The sequence below is a fragment of the Limnohabitans sp. genome (genome assembly GCF_044361985.1).
Lineage (GTDB): Bacteria > Pseudomonadota > Gammaproteobacteria > Burkholderiales > Burkholderiaceae_C > Limnohabitans_A.
This window is the reverse complement of the sequence record NZ_JBIKHV010000005.1, coordinates 36,933-56,049: the sequence shown is the minus strand read 5'-3', so window position 1 is coordinate 56,049 and position 19,117 is coordinate 36,933. Positions and strand designations below refer to the sequence as shown.

The window sequence follows — 19,117 nt, the reverse complement described above, 5'->3', positions numbered from 1 at the left end:
AAGGGGGGCGCTCAGGCCAAGCTTCGCGCCTTCCCCAGCGCCAGCTGCGCTGCCCGTGCATGAATCAACGGCTGATGCGCACCACTGCGTCAGCGCGCTTGTGCAAATCGGGCAACAACTCCAAGCCCAAACCGGGTTTGTCATTCAGGCTGATCATGCCGTTTTTAACCTGCGGCAATTCGGTCACCAGTTCTTTGTACCAGCCGCTGTAAAAGGCACGCACGCTTTCTTGAATGAGCGCGTTGGGTGCGTGCAAAGACAAATGGGTGGACGCGGCCCACACCACCGGCCCTGTGCAATCGTGCGGTGCCACAGGCAGTTGCCAGGCATCGGCCATGGCCGCGATCTTGCGCGCCTCGGTCAAACCGCCGCACCAACTCAAGTCCAGCATGGCCACACCGGCCACACCGGTTTGCAGGTAATCCTTGAACCCCCATTTGTAGCTCAAGGTTTCGCTGGCACAAATCAGCGCCTTGCAGTCCACCGCGTACTGCTTGAGCAAATCCAGGCTGTCCATGCGAATGGCGTCTTCGTGCCAGAAGGTGTCGAATTCCTGCAAGGCACGGGAAATTTTTTGCGCCATGGGCAAGCGCCACAGGCTGTGGAACTCGACCATGATGTCCATCTTGTCGCCCACCGCTTGGCGAATTTTTCGGAAAGGCTCGAGCGCCGTGTTCAAGTCTTGCGGGCTGATGTATTGGCCATGAGACTTTTCAGCAGCCACATCAAATGGCCAAATCTTCATGCCGGTGATGCCCTCGCTGAGCAGCGACTCGGCCACCTCGTCAGCACGGTGCAAAAAACCCTGCAAGTCTTCATACGGTCCGGCATGGCCGCCCAGCCCCCAGTTGGCACTGGTCTGGTTCACATTGCTGCGGATGTACTGGTAACCGGCACAGGTGTTGTAAACGCGAATTTCATCCCGGCTCTTGCCGCCCAGTGCCGTGCACACCGGCATGTTGGCGGCCTTGCCAAAAATATCCCACAAGGCGATATCGACCGCCGAATTGCCACGGGTTTCAACCCCAGACCCCCGCCAGCCCAGATAGCCCGTGACGTCGCGTTGCCGTGACTCAATGGCCAACGGATCCTGGCCCAACAGTTTGGGGGCGGCCCACTCGTGCAAATAGGCTTCTACCGCTTGCGCGCCCATGAAGGTTTCGCCCAGACCTACCAAGCCTTCATCGGTGTGCAAGCGCACCCAGATGATGTTGGGAAATTCTTCCAGACGGATGGTTTCAAGTTGGGTGATTTTCATGTTGGCAAGGATTTCAGACGTTAAAAAAGCCCCACAGCTTTGGACTGTGGGGCTGACAGCGATGGCTCAACCGCCGCGCGACTTTTTCAATTCGTCCTGCACCACCTTGATGGCGTCGGCACCAATCGAGTCCTTGTGCTTGTCATACACCGAAGCCACCTTGGCACGTATGCGGTTTTGCTCGGCCGCACTCACTTCGTTGACCTGCATGCCTTTGGATTTGAGGCTGATCAAAGATTTTTCGTTCAAGGCACGGTTGGCAGCACGCTGAACTTTCTGGCCTTCCATGGCCGCATCACGCAACACAGCTTGCTCTTGGGGGTTCAGTTGGTCCCACAGTTTCTTGCTGTACAAAATCAAGAAGGGCGTGTAGGCGTGGCGTGTCACGCTCAGGTACTTTTGCACTTCGTTGAACTTTGAAGTTTCAATGGTCACAAAAGGATTTTCCTGGCCGTCAATGGTCTTGGTTTCCAATGCGGTAAACACCTCGCCAAAGGCCATGGGCACAGCGTTGGTGCCCAGGGTCTTGAAGGTGTCCAGGAAAATATTGTTCTGCATCACGCGAACTTTGACGCCATCAAAGTCTTCCAGCTTGGTCACAGGCCGCTTGCTGTTGGTGAGGTTGCGGAACCCGTTTTCCCAATAAGCCAGGTTGACCAAGCCTGCCGCTTCCAGCTTGGCATTGAAGTATTTGCCGGCAGCGCCATCAAGCACAGCATCGGCCTCTTTTTCGTTGGCAAACAAGAAAGGCAGATCAAACACCCCCAACTCTTTGATGATGCCCACCAGTGGCGAGCTGGAAGTGCACACCATCTCTTGGGTGCCGGCACGCAAGGCTTGGGTGGCTGGCAAGTCGCCGCCCGCTGCGCCGCCCCAGAAGGCGGTGATCTTCATCTTGCCACCGGTCTTGGCAGCCAAGACTTCTTGCATTTTCTTGACGCCCACACCCACTGGGTGATCTTCGTTCACACCATTGGTGAACTTGATATTACGGTCGGCAAACTGCGCCATGGCGCTGGATGCCACCAGGAAAGTACCCGCAATCAGGGCCACCAGATTTCTGCGTTTCAACATGACTGTCTCCTTTAAAAAAACACACACAGGGTTACGAAATCATCTCAGCATCCATTTCATCGGCTCGATGACGATGGACGGAAAAGCAATCAACAAGGCCAGCACGCCCAACTGCGCCCACAAGAAAGGCAAGACCCCCTTGAAAGCGGTGTCCATGTTGATCTTGGCCACGCCACACACCACGTTGAGCACCGTGCCCACGGGCGGTGTGATCAAGCCGATGGCGTTGTTCATGATGAACAGCACACCAAAATAAACCGGGTCAATGCCCGCCTTGATGACCAGCGGCATCAACACGGGCGTGAGGATCAAGACTGTGGGGGTGAAGTCCAGCGCTGTACCCACCACAATGACCAAGAGCATCAACACCACCATGAGCAAGGTCTTGTTGCCCATGAGGGGCTCCATCATGCGGGCCACTTCGGCCGGAATGTTGGCCACGGTGATGAGCCAGGCGCTGACCATGGCGGCGGCCACCAAAAACATGATCACGGAGGTGGTCTTGCCTGCCGCAAGAATCAGCCCGTACAGCTTGCTCCATTGCAATTCCCGGTAGACAAACGCGCCCACAATAAAACTGTAAACCGCAGCCACCACCGCAGCTTCGGTGGGCGTGAAGACGCCAAATTTCATACCGCCAATGATGAACACCGGCAAGCCCAAGGCCAAAATTCCTTCTCGGGTGGCTGTGATCTTTTCTGAGAATGGCATGCGCGGTGCAGGTTTAACGTTCTCGCGCTTGGCCAACCACCACCAGGTCAGGCCGATGGCTACACCCATCAAAATACCCGGCACGATGCCCGCCAGAAACAACTTGGTGATGGAGACGTTTGCCGCCACACCAAAAATTATGAAACCAATGGAGGGCGGAATCACCGGGGCGATGATGCCGCCCGAAGCGATCAAGCCAGCCGAGCGGCCCACGTCATAACCCGCCCGCTTCATCATGGGGATCAGCAAAGCTGCCAAAGCCGCCGTGTCGGCCACGGCAGAACCCGACAACGAAGCCATGATGACAGCCGCCATAACGGCCACATAACCCAAGCCGCCCCTGAAATGCCCGACCCAGGCCATGGCCAAATTCACGATGCGGCGGCTCAAACCGCCTGCGTTCATGAACTCGCCCGCCAACAAGAAAAACGGTACCGCCAACAAGGGAAAGTTGTCTGCACCATCCACAAAGCGCTGCGCCAAAATTTGGCTGTCAAACGCGTGGATCATGCCGTTGCTGGCCATGTAGGCCATCAAGCTCAAACCGCACACCAGCAAGGCGTAGGCAATGGGCATGCCCAGGGCCATGGCACCCAGCAAACTGAATACAAAAACGGCGATGGTCATGCGCGGCCCCGCACGTCTGGGGTCATGACGCCGGGTGTGCCACCTTTTGGCTGCAAGTCGTCGAGCACCACCGTGTCCTCAGACTCCACCACCATGACCAAATCCTCCTCTTTCAGGCGACCCGTCAGCAGCAAGCGCAATTGGTTGAGGTTCATCACGGCCATGATGCTGGCTGTCACGTAACCGATGCCATAGATCCAGATCATGGAAATGCCGACCACCGGTGAAATATTGGTCACTTGCAATTCGTGCATTTGCCAGGTGCCCCAAAAAAACAGCACATTGCAACCGAGCATCAGAATTTCGCTCATGAAAAAACACAGCTGTTTGCCAACCAGCGACAGACGCCTGACCACGGTATCTACCCCCAGATGGCCCTTTTCACGCATGGCCACCATGGCGCCAATGTAAGTCAACCAGATGAAGCAGTAACGCGACATTTCATCGGAGATCGATATGCCCGAATTGAACCCATACCGCAGGACCACATTGCCAAACACCATGATCACCATGGCCACCAGGCACGCCACCACCAGAAACTCCAGCAGTTTAAAAAAATAATCAATGGCTCTTTGCAAGCGATGCTCCCGTTTTCTGAATGCCCAATTTGGGGATGGCTCTTGCCTTGGATTTTGTTTTGATCTGCGTCGCACTGCCCGAGACCACAGGCAATTTTCGGCGTGATGACAGCACTTGCTCGATGTCTTCACTGGCGCCCTGGATCAGCACCATGATGGCGCGTTCGGCCTTGGCTGGTTCGCGGGCAATCACCGCATCGAGCACTGCCCGGTGCAAAGGCAGTGAATTTTTGGTGCCGTCCTTGATGCGGGTCGATATTTCAAAGCTGGTGCGCAGCAAGGCATTGAGTGCCTTGCTCATTTGATTCAGCATGCGGTTGTGCGAGGCTTGCAGCAAGCCTTGGTGAAAGCGCATGTCATGGCTCACGTAGTCACCGCCCTGTTCCACGGCTTTTTTCATGCCTTCGTAGGCCGCTTCGATCAGCGCGATGTCTTCGGGCGTGGCCCGTTCAGCGGCCAGACGGACCGCCGCAGGCTCGACCACACGGCGCAGCTCCTGCAAGTCCTTGAGGAACTCAGGCGTCAAACCACACTGCGCCTGCCAAGCCACCACATCGGGGTCAAACCAGTTCCAGTGGGCATCGGGCAAGACACGTGTACCCACTTTTGGGCCTGTGAACAGCAAGCCTTTGGCCACCAGGGACTTGATGGCCTCACGCACCACGGTTCTGCTCACACCCAATTCATCGCACAACAACGGCTCAGGCGGCAAGCTGGCGCCCACCGCATAGCGGCCAGACAAGATGGCGATGCCCAGTAAGTCGAGGGTGTGTCCGTGAAAATTCTTGATCATTTGAGAAATGAGTGTTCTTCCTTATCATATGATGATTGAAGCTTTGTTGCTGACCATGGTAAACCCTAGGACGGGTCCTGTTGGCGTCTAGGGTTTGCCCGCATGTCGCTGGCTTTACAAGCCAGGCTTGTTTTTCTATCGTCATACGATAATATTTTTTGATCGAACTTTCCCCATCAACCCGGACGGACACCATGAGCGATACACCCCGCAAAAAACCCGAAGAATTGCGCAGCCAACAATGGTTTGGCAGACAAGACCGCGATGGCTTTGCCTACCGCAGCTGGGTCAAAGGCAAAGGTGTCCCGCACGACCAATTTGACGGCCGCCCCGTCATTGGCATTTGCAACACCTTCAGCGAACTCACGCCTTGCAATTCACACTTTCGCACCTTGGCAGAACAGGTCAAGATCGGTGTGTATGAAGCCGGTGGGTTCCCCCTTGAATTTCCTGTCATGTCCTTGGGTGAAACGCTGCTGCGGCCGACCGCGATGTTGTACCGCAACCTGGCCAGCATGGATGTCGAAGAAAGCATCCGTGGCAACCCGATCGATGGCGTGGTGCTGCTGATGGGCTGCGACAAGACCACCCCCAGTTTGCTGATGGGTGCATCGAGTGCGGGCCTGCCGAGCATTGGTGTGTCGGGTGGCCCCATGCTGAACGGTAAATGGCGTGGCCAAGAGCTGGGCTCTGGCACTGGCGTGTGGAGCATGAGCGAGCAAGTGCGCGCAGGTACATTGAAACTACAAGACTTTTTTGAAGCCGAAAGCTGCATGCACCGCAGTCACGGCCACTGCATGACCATGGGCACCGCCAGCACCATGGCCAGCATGGTCGAGGCGCTGGGCATTGGCCTGCCTGGCAACGCCGCCTACCCCGCCGTAGATGGCCGCCGCAATGTGTTGGCCCGCGAAGCCGGTCGCCGCATTGTCGAGATGGTGCACACCGACCAGACCATCAGCAAGGTGTTGACCCGCGAGGCCTTTGAAAACGCTATTCGAACACTGGCCGCCATTGGTGGCTCAACCAACGCGGTGATCCATCTGATCGCCATCGCAGGCCGTCTGGGGCTGAAACTCACCATCGACGACTTTGAAAGATTGGGCAGTGACCTGCCTTGTCTGCTCAATCTGCAACCCTCGGGTGAGTTCCTGATGGAAGACTTCTGCTATGCAGGAGGCCTGCCTGTGGTGATGAAAGAGATCGAGCACCTGCTGCACAAGGACATCATCACCGTCACTGGCAAGAGCGTGGCTGAAAACATTGCCAAGGCAGAAAACTACGACCCGCGCGTCATCAAGAAATTTGATGCGCCTTTCAAGGAAAAAGCCGGCATTGCCATCTTGCGTGGCAACCTGGCCCCCCGTGGCGCGGTCATCAAGCCGAGCGCCGCCACCCCCTCCCTGATGGTGCACACCGGTCGGGCCGTGGTCTTTGAAGACAGCCATGATTTCCACAAGCGCATTGATGACGAGGCTCTGGACGTGGACGAAAACTGCATCCTGGTCCTGAAAAACTGCGGCCCCAAGGGCTACCCCGGCATGGCCGAAGTGGGCAACATGCCCCTGCCCCCCAAAGTGCTGCGCAAAGGCATCACCGACATGGTGCGCATCAGCGATGCGCGCATGAGCGGCACCGCCTACGGCACGGTGGTGCTGCACACCACCCCCGAAGCGGCAGCAGGTGGCCCGCTGGCCGTGGTGCAAAACGGTGACATGATCGAATTGAATGTGCCCAAGCGGAAACTGCAACTGCTGATCAGCGACGAAGAGTTGTCCAGGCGCTTGGCCCTGTGGCAAAAGCCTGAGCCTGCCATGACATCGGGCTACTGGAAACTCTACATCGACCACGTTTTGCAAGCCGACGAAGGCGCTGACATGGACTTTCTTGTCGGCCAGCGCGGCGCAGCCGTGCCCAAAGACAACCACTGAAACTAGGAGACATTCATGCGCATTTTGATCACCGGCGGTGCAGGATTTTTGGGCGCACGCCTGGCCCGTGAAATTTTGAAGCGGGGCCACCTCAATGGGCAAAGCATCACGGAGCTGGCCATTGCCGACCTGTTTCCTGCGCCCGCTGATTTGCAAGCTGACCCTCGCGTCAAAAGCCATGCAGGCCCGATGCTGGAGCAAGGTGACTTGTTCAAAAGTGGTTTCGATGGCGTGTTCCATCTGGCCTCTGCTGTGTCTGGCGAATGCGAACTTGACTTCGATCTGGGCATGCGTTCCAACCTGGACAGCACACGCTTGCTGCTGGACAGTCTTCGCGCTTCGGGCAAAGTGCCACGCTTGGTGTTTGCCAGCTCGGTGGCGGTGTTTGGCCCCGATGCTGCCAACCCCATGCCCGACAAGGTGACAGACACCACCCTGCCCTCACCACAGACCTCTTACGGCACGCACAAGCTGATGCTGGAGTACCTGGTGGCGGATTGCACCCGCAAGGGCTTCATCGATGGCCGCGCGGCGCGCCTGATGACCGTGGCCGTTCGCCCCGGCAAACCGAACGGTGCAGCCTCCTCGTTTTTCAGCGGCATCATCCGCGAGCCCCTGGCGGGCACCCCCACCACCTGTCCGGTAGACCCCGATGTGTCGCACCCGGTTTCATCGCCTGGCAACACCATTCACGGCCTCATCACTGTGTTCGAGGCCAGTCGGGAAGCCTTGGGCGGACGCATGGCGCTGAACCTGCCAGGCTTGAACGTGAAGGTCAGTGACATGCTGGCCGCACTCGAAAAAGTGGCCGGCCCTGCCGTACGGGCTCGGGTGAAATTCGAGCGCGACGAACGGATCGCGGCCATTGTGGCCAATTGGGCCAAAGGCTCAACCTCCGACCGCGCCAATGCCCTTGGCTTGAAAGCCGATGCCAGCTTTGAGGCCATCATTGAACAGTACATCGAGGACTGCAAAACCAGACCCGGTTACCCGGCCGAGGCCCTGAACGGGCTGAAATGAGTTGACTGAACACGCCACCTCATGGCCCGGCTGAGGTGGCCTGTTTCCGCGCATTAAAAATGTGTGCTGATCGCCCCGCTGATGCGGCCATCCTCTTCGATCAGCGCCATCCAGCGCCATTTATCAAACGTGGTGCATGGGTGAGAAATGCCCAGGGCCACCCGGTCTCCGACCTGCGGCCAAACCCCATCAGGGGCAAACACCATGTGGGCATGCTGATCGCTGAGCGCCTTCACCTGCCAGCTGTCAGGCGTGGCCTGGAGTGCATCTTTGCCTCGTTGCCCCTTGGCCGCCCAACGCACGGGCATGGGCATGCACTGGTCATACGACAGATCACGCCGCCCAGCGCTCAAGATGGCCAACCCCGGTTCGGGCACCGACTGCACCATGGCCCAGACCTCCAGCGCGGGCTGCAACGAAGCGCTCAAGCCTTCACGAGCTTCCACCAGCTTGAGGTAGCGGGCATAGTTCCAGTGGTCGTGCGTCACATAACAACCCGAGCGCAACACGCCTTGCACCGGGCGGCTTTTGACCTGCAATTTCAGCATCGGAATGACCAGATCGAACACCGCCGAGCCACCCGCAGACAGCAACACCTCTTGACTGCCCCACAGGTTTTGAGCATCCAGTTGCTGCACCAACGCCTGCACGCTGCGCACCAGGGCGCTCACGGCTTCGATGTCGTGCGCACTGTCGCATCGGCCCAAACCGCCTTCGTAGCACTCCACACCCCCCAGGCAAACCACCTCCGAAAGGGCCATGGCCTGGGCCAAGGTGAGGGCCTGTTCGTGCGTTCGGCAGCCCGTGCGGTAAGCGGCGATGCCCAGCTCCAGCAACACATCCCAGCAGCGCTTGTTATGGCGACGCAAGCCCCAGTCGGCCAGGCGCGCCAACTGCGCCAGCGAATCCACCAAGAACCAGACCCGGGCCTGTGGGTATTGCCGCAGCAACCCGTCCAGCCCATCAAGGTCGGCATCAGACACCAGCTGGTTGGCGATGATGGCGCGCTGCGCTCCCGCGGCCAGGCCCACGCGCAACTGGTGCACATTGGCAAAGGTCAGCCCCCAGGCACCCGCCTGCAACTGCATGCGAAAAAGCTCAGGCGACATGGTGGTTTTGCCATGCGGGGCCAATGCCACGCCCTTGCGCTGCACAAAGTCCTGCATCCAGGCCAGGTTGTGCGTGAGCGCAGATCGGCGCAATGTGGCCACCGGGTAAGACAATGTGTCGTCCAGCAGGTTCCAGCCACGCTCACCCAATTCAGTCAGGCTGCAGGGCTTGCCTGCCAGGGGGAAACCTTTGCATGCTGCGTCCAGTACGAATTCGTTTTCCATGTCCCTGTGCCCCCTTCATTCCTGATGCATGATCTGATTCATTCGGCTGCCATTCTCCCACTGCACACTGAGAAAACCTTTATTTTTTTGCCATGACATCCCCACTGAAAACACTGGACATCGTCGCCCTGGGTGAAGCCATGGTCGAGTTCAACCAGACCTCAAACCTGCCACCTGACGAAGCGCCACTTTACCTGCAAGGTTTTGGGGGTGATACCAGTAACGCGGCCATTGCAGGCGCTCGCGCTGGGGCGCGAGTGGCCTACCTCAGTCGCCTTGGCACAGACCGCTGGGGTGACCGCCTGATGGATTTGTGGCAACGAGAAAACGTGAACACCGGCAGCGTGCTGCGCGATGGGCAGGCGCCGACCGGCATGTATTTTGTCAGCCACGACGCGCAAGGTCACCACTTCAGCTACGCACGCGCCGGATCGGCCGCGAGCCGCATGCAAGCGCAAGACCTGACGCAGCACTGGGCTGAGGCTGTAGCAAGCAGCCACTGGCTGCACCTGTCAGGCATCAGTCTGGCGATTTCGGCATCGGCTTGCGACACTGCATTCGCCACCATGCAATATGCCCGCAGCACGGGCACGCGCGTGGCACTCGATTCCAATTTGCGTTTGTCACTGTGGCCATTGGCCCGCGCACAGGCCTGCATCCGCCACGCCGTCAGCCTGTGCGATTTATTTTTGCCCAGCCTAGAGGACATGACTGCACTCACAGGCCTCACCCAAGCGCAAGACATCATCGGCTGGAGCCACGCCCAAGGTGCAGCTCAAGTGGTGCTCAAGCTGGGCGCTGAAGGCGCGCTGGCGAGCGATGGCCAAAGCCTTCGCCAAGTGCCAGGCCACACGGTCAAGGCCATCGATGCCACCGGTGCTGGCGATTGTTTTGCAGGCAACTTGCTGGCGCGTCTGGCCGCTGGCGACGACCTGTGGGGCGCCACCGCCTATGCCAACGCTGCAGCATCCTTGTCAGTCCAAGGCTTTGGCGCTGTGGCCCCTTTGCCTTACCTTGATGCGGTGATGAACGTCCTGAAACCCACGGCAAAGGTCACACCAGCATGAGAGCCTTGATCACCATCGACTGGGGCACCTCTTCTTTGCGCGGCGCACGGCTTGACGCCGCTGGCCAAGTGCTTGAGTCACGCGAGTTCCCACGCGGCATCATGAGTGTGCAGCCGGGTCAGTTTGAAGCTGTGTTCAACGAACTCTTTGGCGACTGGATGCAAGCGCCCGGTGCGTTGTGTCTCATCTCGGGCATGGCAGGGAGCCGCCAGGGCTGGCAAGAAGCGCCTTATTGCCCTTGTCCCGCAGGCTTTGCCGAGTTGGGCCAGCACCTGCTGTGGCTGCAAGCTGACCGCATCGCCCTGGTGCCAGGACTGAGCTGCATGGCCGATGGCCCCTTGGGCATTCCCGACGTGATGCGCGGCGAAGAAGTACAAATTTTTGGCGCGTTGCAACTGGCCAGGCGCGACAGCGCCACGCTGGTGCTGCCCGGAACACACAGCAAATGGGTGCAAGTACAGGCGGGCCGCGTCACGCAATTTCAGACTTTCATGACCGGTGAAGTCTTTGCCCTGATGAGCCAACACTCTATTTTGGGTAAGACCCTGGATGCACACGGCGCCTTCGATGAAGCGGTCTTTTTACAAGGCATTGACCAAAGCCAACAAGCTGGCAGCGTGCTGCACCACCTGTTTGCGGTGCGCACACTGGGCTTGTTTGAACGCTTGCCCGCCGTGGCTTTGTCCAGTTATTTGTCGGGTCTGCTGATTGGTGAAGAACTGCGCACGCAAGCCTTGTCAACCGACTGCACCCCATTGATCCTGATAGGCAGCGAGGCACTCACCCTGCGCTACACCCTGGCCCTGCAACACCTGAACATCGACTGCCAAAGCCAGGGGGCCGAGGCCACCTGGGCTGGGCTGTTTGCACTGGCTTCCTTTTACCTTGCCGCTTCTCAGTGATCCACCCCATGAACACTTTTCCACCCGCCCTCATCACGTCACAAACACCGGCTGAAACCCTGGCGCAGGCCATGGCCCAGTTGCCGCTCATCGCCATCCTGCGCGGCCTCACACCGGCCGAAGCGCCCGGCATAGGTCAGGCACTGATCAGCAGTGGCTTTGCCATCATCGAAGTCCCCTTGAACTCACCCGAGCCCTTGCAAAGCATCGCCCTGTTGAGCCAACAGTTTCCACAAGCCCTGATGGGTGCGGGTACGGTGCTCAACGCACAGCAAGTGAAAGACGTACACGCTGCAGGTGGTCGACTGATCGTCTCGCCCAACTTCAATCCAGTCGTGGTGGCGCAAGCTTTGGCGCTGGGCATGGTGGTGCTGCCTGGTGTGTGCACCCCCAGCGAAGCCTTTGCGGCACTGGCCGCAGGGGCACACGGGCTCAAACTGTTCCCCGCCGAAATGATTTCTCCGGCCGCCGTCAAAGCCCTGCGGGCCATCTTGCCCCCACAAGCAGCCCTGATGCCCGTGGGCGGCATCACGCCTGACAACATGGCCGCCTACCGCGCTGCTGGTGCCAACGGATTTGGCTTGGGTTCGGCACTGTATGCACCAGGCCGCAACGCCGATCAAGTCAGAGAAAAAGCCATGACGTTTGCCAAGACCTTTTGCCATGGAGCCAGCGCATGAAGTTCAGAGGCGAAGGCGACCGAGCAAGAGTTGCACCTTGGACCGCAGCGCCTAGGACAGCTTGGAGGCTTGTCACCATTCGATCGGCAACCGGCCCCTTTATCGATAGAAACACCGATTAACCCCAGCTCAGAGTTGTGGTCAAATTACATTTATTGAATAAATAAATATGACCCTCTAAGCACCGCCCCCTTTTACAGAAGCAACCCGCTGTAAATTAACACCTGTCCGCTTTCAGATTTTGTATTTTTAAATCTTGCACCTGGTCACCATTTATGCCATCCGACTCACAAAAAAGCATACCCAAAACCCATCAAAAACCGGAAAAAGCATTGGCCACACGTGTCAAGAAAAGCACCGCACGGCCAAGCTTGAAAGCCCCACCTCTCGCCCTCTCCAAGACCGCACAGCCCCGACAACGAAAAGCACAAGCCGCGTCCAAATCAGACGTTGAGAGGGAAGAGCCCTCTTTGTATGGCCCAGACATCGGACGCCGCATTCGCAACTTGCGACACATCAAGGGCTTGACGCTCAAAGATTTGGCAGTCCGCACCTTTTGCTCTGAAAGCATGCTTTCCAAAGTCGAAAACGGCAAGGCGCAGGTGTCCCTGACCTTGCTCCACCGCATTGTTCACAGCCTTGACATCACGATCACTGCCTTGTTCAGCGAGTCACGAGCAGATCAAGGTGTCGTGACCCGGGCCAAGGAGCGCTCCACATTTCGCATTGATGCCAAAGGCTCCCGACTGGAGCGCCTGATACCCCCCAACCTGGGTCATTTGCTGGAAGGAAATCTACACATACTGGCACCGGGTGGTGGCAGCGACGGCATCCTCATGCACGAAGGTGAAGAGGTTGGGTATGTTCTGAGTGGCGTGCTGGCGTTGACCGTCAGCGGCGTGCAATATTTGCTGTATGCCGGTGACTCGTTTGTCTACCGATCCGAAGAGCCTCACAGCTATCTCAATCCCAGCGAAGTCACCACCCAGGTTTTATGGGTGAGCACGCCCCCCACTTTCTGAGCGTCCTGCCTGCTGCGATCCACTGGACACCGGATCAAATCAGCATGTTCCGAATGCGTTGTGCCATAGCCAACAACTGGCGGTCACTGTGACGGCCTCCCATCAATGACAAGCCCAGGGCTTTGCCATCCAGCACGGCAAGCGGCATCGTGACCTGGGGCAGACCCGCCATGGAGGCGATGCAAAGCAGGCTCATGGCGTTGGTGCGATCTTCATCACTGCTGGCATGTCCTTTGAGGGGGGCGAGATTGGCCACCGTGGGCATGCAGATCACGGCATCGTCCAAATAGGCATGAACGACTTCGGCGTGCTTGAGCATGCTGGCACGGGCGCGATTTGCCTCTTCATCCTGAATGGTCGAGGCCCATTCAAACCTTTCCTTGATGCCAGGCCCCAAGCGGGGTTGGTGGCTTCGAATCCAGGCGCCATGTGACGCCCAGGCCTCGTGACCTTGCACACAGCGGAACGCATCTTGCCAAGCTTGCAAATGGTCTTGCGCAAGACTGGCATGCGAGAGACCTTGAAAAGAAGGCACGATCCGATCAATCGATGCTTGCAAGGCCGAACGAAAACCAGGCTGAACACGCAGCCAGAGGTCCTCGGGTAAAGCCAGCTTCAAGCGATCGGGCGCGGCAAGCTTCTGATCGGGCGGCAAGACCACTGAGCCCACTTGCAGCAAGTGGTCAACACTTTTCGACATCCATCCTGGCACATCAAAACTGGGCGCCAGCGGCACAACGCCTTGGCTGGACAGAGCGCCATGGCTGGGCCGAAACCCCCAAAGACCACAAAAACTGGCAGGTAAGCGCACGGAGCCAGCAGTGTCTGTTCCAACTGCAAAATCACACAATCCTGCAGCCGCTGAAACAGCCGCCCCAGAACTCGACCCCCCCGGAATGCAATCCGGGTTGTGGGGGTTGACTGGGGTGCCGTAATGCATGTTTTCACCGACCAAGCTGTAAGCAAACTCTTCGGTGATGGTTTTTCCAACGATGCAAGCACCTGCATCCAGCAGCGTTTGAACCAGTGGTGCGTGACGGTCAGGCACCGCGTGGGATGCCAGCCAATCCGGATTGCCTGCGCCAGTGGGGTGGCCCGCCACATCAAACAGATCTTTGACGGACAGGGTCAAACCACTCAGCGGACCCTTGACTTGGCCTTCCAGCAGAAATGTCTCACCTGGAACAAAGGCATTCCAATTTTCGATAGCTTTCAAGGTGTCTCCAATACCCGGATGGGTTGTTGTGTCATCGCTTAACTCTTGATGCGAAATAGTTTCAGGGCATTTCCACCCTTGATCAAATCGCGGTCTGAATCGCTGATGTGGCCAACATCCCGGATCAATTTGACCGGATTGTCTTCCCCCATGTCAAACGGATAATCGGTTCCGAGAAGAACATGTTTGGCGCCGTAGCGGTCCACCAGATTTCCCAAAATACGCGCATCGTGGGTGATGCTGTCAAAATAGATTTTCTCGAGGTAACTGGAAGGCTTTTTTGTGATGACGGTCCTGGCATCTTCCCGAGCCCGCCAGGCATGGTCCATCCGGGCCCAATAACTCGCAATATAGCCACCGCCATGCGAGGCCAGAATTTTCAACTTAGGGTACCGCGCCAGCACCCCGTCAAAAATGAGATGCCCGAGTGCCAAACTCGTCTCGAGCGGATTGCCCATCACATTGTTGAAGTAATGTTCCACAAAGCGCTCGCCTTGTGAGAACCCCATGGGGTGCAAAAACACCACAATGCCCATGTCCTGGGCTTTGGCAAAAAATTTCTCCAGCTTCAGGTCAGGGTCGGTCAAATTTTTACCGTTGACATTGGTGCATATTTCAACGCCACGAAAACCCAGCACATTGACGGCGTATTCCATCTCCTGAATGGCAAGGTCAACGTCTTGCAGGGGGATGGTGCCCATGCCCACAAACCGATCTGGCTGCTGGGCCACCACGCGCGCAATGCTTTCATTGACATCACGGGCAATCTGGGCGCCCAGTTCAGGCTCGGTAAAGTAAAAATACTGCCCGGGCGCAGGCGAGATCACCTGAACATCAATGCCCATTTTGTCCATGTCCTTGAGACGAACCGCCACCTGGCTAAATTTGGCACCCCGCTCCTGAATCTGCTTCATGTTGACTTGGCGCGAAAGTTCGGTCGCGTAAACAGCGGTGGCATCGTGCTTGAAAGGGTGCAAATGCGCGTACTTTGCACTGACCTCAGGACTCAAGTAGTGGCAGTGCACATCCACCACCTTGGCGGATGCGGCCGGCTTAACCGACAAGCTTTTGGAGGTTTTTGCTGACGTCACCCGATTCGATGCCAGCGCTTTGCCCGCTGCCTTCACAAGGGGGGAAAGCCCAGGTGCAACGCCGGCACCTGCCGAGTGCATGTGCGCTGAGTTTTGACAAGATGATGAGCAGGTATAGAACATGTTTAAACCAGACATTGAAAGAAAATCAGCAACAGTTTTTGCTTCACTGCTGTACGGTCAAGGCGCATTCAATCCGATGCAATCGTGGCATGAAACTGGCCATCTATTGCGCATCCCACACCAACTGTGTGACCCGCTCAATGGTCAATGGCAAATGCCTGGCCCGGATGCCGATGGCCCTGTAAAGCGCATTGGCCACAGCCGCAGGGACAGGGCCAGCGGCGACTTCACCACTGCCCAGACTTGGACAATCTGGACGGTCCATCACATGGACTTCGATGGCAGGTATTTCGCTGAAGGGGATGATCGGATACGCCTCCCATGTGCGTGAAGTGATGCCATCTTGGTCCCACTTGACTTGCTCCTTCAGTGTCCAGCTCAGGGACTGCACGATGCCCCCTTCGATTTGATTGATCAAGCCATCCGGGTTGACCACCAGCCCAACATCAACCACTGCCCAAACTTTTTCAACCGTCACATTTTGATCGACCCGGATCAAGGCGGCGACGGCGCAATAGCCAGCCGAATTTTTGTAACGCCCAAAACCCAAACCCATGCCATGCAGACCATCGGGTTCGCCTTGTTGACGCCAATCGGACACTGCAGCAAGCTGTTCCAAAACAGCCACTGCGCGCGGATCGCTCAGGTGCTTCAGGCGAAAATCCAACGCATCCACCTCAAGCTTTTCCGCCATTTCATCCATGAAAGATTCAATTGCAAACAGGTTGACAAACGAACCTAAACTGCGCAACGCCGAAGTGCGAAAAGGTGCATTGGGTATGAAGCAGTAATCCACTTGCTGATGGGCAAAGTCGTACAAGGCGATGGCATTGCGATGTCCACCGCCCGCAGGCAAAGGCAGGTCGGCGGGCACAGGCTTTTCAGGCCCGCCCTCCACCTGCCAAGCCCCCAGCAGATTGACACCGGCGCCTCCCCCGGGACGGTTCAGATGCGAGTGACTCCAGACGGACAGATGCCACTGGGAAATCCGTCCTGCCGAATCCACCCCGGCCTGAATGTCCACCAGACTGGGTGCACCCAGCGGAGAAGCCGTCATTTCGTCCTCTCGCATCCATTGAACGCGTATCGGAAAACCCAATTGGAATGAAATGAATGCCGCATCAAACGCCACATCGTCTGCACCGTTGTGGCCGTAACAACCTGCACCGTGCATGTGAAAAACCTGAACCGCATCGAGGTCCAGGCAAAGCGCCTTGGCCAGGTCAGCACGAAGCGGGAAAACCCCTTGCGTATGAGACCAGACACTCATTCGGCCATCGACGAAATGAGCCAAGGCACACGATGGACCGATCGACGCATGTGCGATGTAGGGTCTTGAAAAACGCGCCTGGTACGCCATGATCGGCGCCTTGATGGTGCCATGTTCGTGAACCGTTTTGGATTCACCCGCCAAGCCCAGCATGAGCTCTTCGATGTCTGCAACAATAGGGAGAGGGTGCGGCAGTGAGAACTTCACCAAACTGCGGACTTTTTTCAAAGACCCGACCAAGCTCGCCTCATCCGGCCCGATAACCGCCAGAAAGTCGCGCGAATGCACCACATGGCTGATACCAGGCAACTCCGAAATGGCCTGGCTATCCACAAAGTCGATGGTCGATTCGCCCACTGGGCCCCGAATCATTCTGGCGTGCAACATGCCGGATAACACGACATCGTGAATGAACCCAGTGCGCGACAGCTTATGCATGAAATCAGGACGCTGAACGCTTTGCCCAACCCATCGGCGGGGGGGATTTGTATTGGATGTTTTGATCGCTTGCGCCAAATTCACCCGGTCCGCCAAAGACCAATAACTGCAGGTGTGCTGTGTCAGAGTGCTTGAAAAAACACCTCTGGCCAGCGCAATGTGCTCAGCTGCAACTGCCAGCTCCTTGACCGCTTGCGCCATGAAAAGGTCGCGGGCAAACAAGCAGGCCATGCGAACCGCGCTGCCGCCCTGGTCGATGCTCTGACTTCCCGCCGTTTGTCCTTCGTCAGGCCCAAAAAGCGTGTTGCCGCCTTCAAATTGGAGCTGATCAGGGTCAATGCCCAAGGCATCACAGGCGATTTGTTGCAACGCAATTTCGACACCCTGACCCAGCTCAACCTTGCCCGAATGCAAGGTAATCGGATCCGTTGCATTAAAAAACAACCATTGCAGAAGTTGAGGATTTTTTTCAATCCCCGGCGGCATCAAGGTCGAGGCCATCTCAGGGTTTCCTAAAAAGCAGGGTCGTCATCTCGGTGCCTATTCAAACATCAACACGCACGTCGAGATCCAACACGGCCAATCTTTGCCTTGCAAGATCAACCGCCTTGAGGATCCGGGAATGGGCTCCGCAACGACACAAATGACGGTCCAGTACGGCCAGAACATGGTCTTGCTCTGGCTGGCTGGACTGCTGGAACATCACGATCAGCGAAACCAGAATGCCATTGATGCAGTAACCACATTGAGCAGCCTGAACATCGATGAAAGATTGACGAACCACTGCGCCTACTTGGCTGGCCACCAAATGCTCAACCGTCTCCACGGTCTGGTTTGCAGCAGACTCCACAGGGGTGTCACAAGACGCCACCGCGCGTCCATTCAGCGAAACATGGCACGCACCGCAGTGGCCACTGCCGCAACCAAAGCGCGTTCCCTTGCATTGAAGCTGGTGACGCAAGGCGTACAAAAGCGGTGATTGCTGGTCGGCTTCGACGGATTGCCATGCACCGTTGAAATGAATAGGGGTCAGCATTTGGAATCCACAAGACCATCCGGGCATGGCAAAGACTTTCCGGCAGCGGGCTGGGCCGACATCGACTTGAGCAGCAAATGAATCACCGAACTGTCCCGGTCACCGTGACCATCTTGGTAAGCCATGCTGTAGAGCGCTCTGGCTTGATCAAAAACCGGTGATGGCGCACCTGCCGCTGCAACGAATTGAGAAATGATGCCCATGTCTTTTTGCCAAAGGTGCATCGACATCATCGGTGAATAATCGGCCGCCACCATCCGAGGGCCTCGCACTTGCCACATTCTGGACTGCCCTGCACTGTCACCAATCGCGGCAAGCACCAGGTCCAGGTTCAGTCCTGCTTTTTCTGCCAGCACCAAGGCCTCTGCAGCTGCTGCGTTGTGTATGGCTACCAGGTAATTAGCAATGAGTTTCAATTTCATGCCATTGCCAAACGCACCCAAATAAAACTGTTTTCTTGAAAAGCCCTCGAGAATGGCCGTGACTTTTTTATACGCTGCCAACGGACCACTTCCATAAACCACCAAGTCTTTGGTTTGCGCCTGCGACCCCGTCCCGGACAAAGGACAATCCAGCAAAACGATTTGGGCAGGACTGAGAATCCGCCGCGCCATCAACTTGTCTTGGATCGGCAAGGTGCTGGTTTCAACCAAAGTCATGCGCTTGTGCGCTGATGCGACGAGTGAACGGGACACCAACAGCAAAGCCTCGGTCGATGGCAGAGAACTGATCAAAACATCGGCGTTTTCAGCCACTTCCTGGACGGATTGCCCAACAGTGGCCTTGGCTTTCTTCAGCAGTTTTCGCCTTGAAGGATCGATGTCGTAGCCGCACACCCTAAAACCGGCTTGCTGCAGGTTCTGGGCCATGGCCAGCCCCATCACGCCTAATCCGATCATGCCAACGGTGGTCATCTGTGGGTTCAATGAAGTTGCGGTCAAAAAAG

Annotated in this window: 17 protein-coding genes; 6 read left to right on the top strand and 11 right to left on the bottom strand. The window is 57.2% G+C overall.

Translation table 11 applies throughout. The annotated features are described in order from the left end of the window. Positions 1–64: 64 nt before the first annotated feature. From ACIQ3A_RS02140 to ACIQ3A_RS02120, 5 genes are all read right to left on the bottom strand, one after another. Complete coding sequence (locus ACIQ3A_RS02140) at positions 65–1,258, bottom strand: mandelate racemase/muconate lactonizing enzyme family protein (RefSeq protein ID WP_396430112.1); 1,194 nt, start codon at positions 1,256–1,258, stop codon at positions 65–67. Between the two features lie 66 nt (positions 1,259–1,324). After that, the gene (locus ACIQ3A_RS02135) at positions 1,325–2,332 is read right to left on the bottom strand and encodes a TRAP transporter substrate-binding protein (RefSeq protein ID WP_396430111.1); all 1,008 of its coding nucleotides are present in this window, start codon (positions 2,330–2,332) and stop codon (positions 1,325–1,327) included. A gap of 39 nt (positions 2,333–2,371) precedes the next feature. After that, a complete protein-coding gene (locus tag ACIQ3A_RS02130; RefSeq protein ID WP_396430110.1) occupies positions 2,372–3,670 on the bottom strand; it encodes a TRAP transporter large permease subunit in 1,299 nt (432 codons plus the stop codon). Beyond that, positions 3,667–4,248 (bottom strand): TRAP transporter small permease, encoded by a 582-nt coding sequence (locus tag ACIQ3A_RS02125; protein ID WP_396430109.1) that lies wholly within the window; start codon positions 4,246–4,248, stop codon positions 3,667–3,669. The genes ACIQ3A_RS02130 and ACIQ3A_RS02125 overlap by 4 nt, the downstream gene beginning before the upstream one ends. Beyond that, entirely contained in the window at positions 4,232–5,041 is an 810-nt protein-coding gene (locus ACIQ3A_RS02120; protein ID WP_396430108.1) for a FadR/GntR family transcriptional regulator, read from the bottom strand. Before ACIQ3A_RS02120 ends, ACIQ3A_RS02125 begins: the two co-directional genes overlap by 17 nt. A gap of 194 nt (positions 5,042–5,235) precedes the next feature. On the opposite strand from ACIQ3A_RS02120, the gene ACIQ3A_RS02115 reads away from it, so the two are divergent. Both ACIQ3A_RS02115 and denD read left to right on the top strand, forming a co-directional pair. Then, positions 5,236–6,972, top strand: a complete 1,737-nt coding sequence (locus ACIQ3A_RS02115; RefSeq protein ID WP_396430107.1) for an IlvD/Edd family dehydratase — start codon at positions 5,236–5,238, stop codon at positions 6,970–6,972. 15 nt (positions 6,973–6,987) lie between these two features. Continuing rightward, positions 6,988–7,992 carry a D-erythronate dehydrogenase gene (denD, locus tag ACIQ3A_RS02110; protein WP_396430106.1) on the top strand — a complete coding sequence of 335 codons (1,005 nt, stop codon included), beginning with the start codon at positions 6,988–6,990 and terminating at the stop codon, positions 7,990–7,992. Between the two features lie 53 nt (positions 7,993–8,045). On the opposite strand, the gene ACIQ3A_RS02105 is transcribed toward denD, so the two are convergent. Next, entirely contained in the window at positions 8,046–9,326 is a 1,281-nt protein-coding gene (locus ACIQ3A_RS02105) for an amino acid deaminase (RefSeq protein ID WP_396430105.1), read from the bottom strand. 92 nt (positions 9,327–9,418) lie between these two features. On the opposite strand from ACIQ3A_RS02105, the gene ACIQ3A_RS02100 reads away from it, so the two are divergent. From ACIQ3A_RS02100 to ACIQ3A_RS02085, 4 genes are all read left to right on the top strand, one after another. Further along, positions 9,419–10,393 carry a sugar kinase gene (locus tag ACIQ3A_RS02100; RefSeq protein WP_396430104.1) on the top strand — a complete coding sequence of 325 codons (975 nt, stop codon included), beginning with the start codon at positions 9,419–9,421 and terminating at the stop codon, positions 10,391–10,393. After that, complete coding sequence (locus ACIQ3A_RS02095) at positions 10,390–11,295, top strand: 2-dehydro-3-deoxygalactonokinase (RefSeq protein WP_396430103.1); 906 nt, start codon at positions 10,390–10,392, stop codon at positions 11,293–11,295. Before ACIQ3A_RS02100 ends, ACIQ3A_RS02095 begins: the two co-directional genes overlap by 4 nt. Before the next feature lie 8 nt (positions 11,296–11,303). Then, on the top strand, positions 11,304–11,975 hold the full coding sequence (locus tag ACIQ3A_RS02090; RefSeq protein ID WP_396430102.1) for a 2-dehydro-3-deoxy-6-phosphogalactonate aldolase: 672 nt from the start codon (positions 11,304–11,306) through the stop codon (positions 11,973–11,975). A 470-nt stretch (positions 11,976–12,445) separates the two neighbouring features. Beyond that, a complete protein-coding gene (locus tag ACIQ3A_RS02085) occupies positions 12,446–12,997 on the top strand; it encodes a helix-turn-helix domain-containing protein (RefSeq protein ID WP_396430101.1) in 552 nt (183 codons plus the stop codon). A gap of 34 nt (positions 12,998–13,031) precedes the next feature. Here the strand turns inward: ACIQ3A_RS02085 and ACIQ3A_RS02080 are convergent, their stop codons facing one another. From ACIQ3A_RS02080 to ACIQ3A_RS02060, 5 genes are all read right to left on the bottom strand, one after another. After that, the gene (locus ACIQ3A_RS02080) at positions 13,032–14,213 is read right to left on the bottom strand and encodes an amidase (protein WP_396430100.1); all 1,182 of its coding nucleotides are present in this window, start codon (positions 14,211–14,213) and stop codon (positions 13,032–13,034) included. Positions 14,214–14,251: 38 nt separating this feature from the next. Next, positions 14,252–15,304, bottom strand: a complete 1,053-nt coding sequence (locus ACIQ3A_RS02075) for an amidohydrolase family protein (protein ID WP_396430099.1) — start codon at positions 15,302–15,304, stop codon at positions 14,252–14,254. Between the two features lie 226 nt (positions 15,305–15,530). Further along, positions 15,531–17,636, bottom strand: coding sequence for a molybdopterin cofactor-binding domain-containing protein (locus tag ACIQ3A_RS02070; RefSeq protein ID WP_396430098.1), 2,106 nt, complete (start codon positions 17,634–17,636; stop codon positions 15,531–15,533). 43 nt (positions 17,637–17,679) lie between these two features. Beyond that, entirely contained in the window at positions 17,680–18,171 is a 492-nt protein-coding gene (locus ACIQ3A_RS02065; protein ID WP_396430097.1) for a (2Fe-2S)-binding protein, read from the bottom strand. Then, positions 18,165–19,085 carry an NAD(P)-dependent oxidoreductase gene (locus ACIQ3A_RS02060; protein WP_396430096.1) on the bottom strand — a complete coding sequence of 307 codons (921 nt, stop codon included), beginning with the start codon at positions 19,083–19,085 and terminating at the stop codon, positions 18,165–18,167. Before ACIQ3A_RS02060 ends, ACIQ3A_RS02065 begins: the two co-directional genes overlap by 7 nt. Positions 19,086–19,117 lie beyond the last annotated feature (32 nt).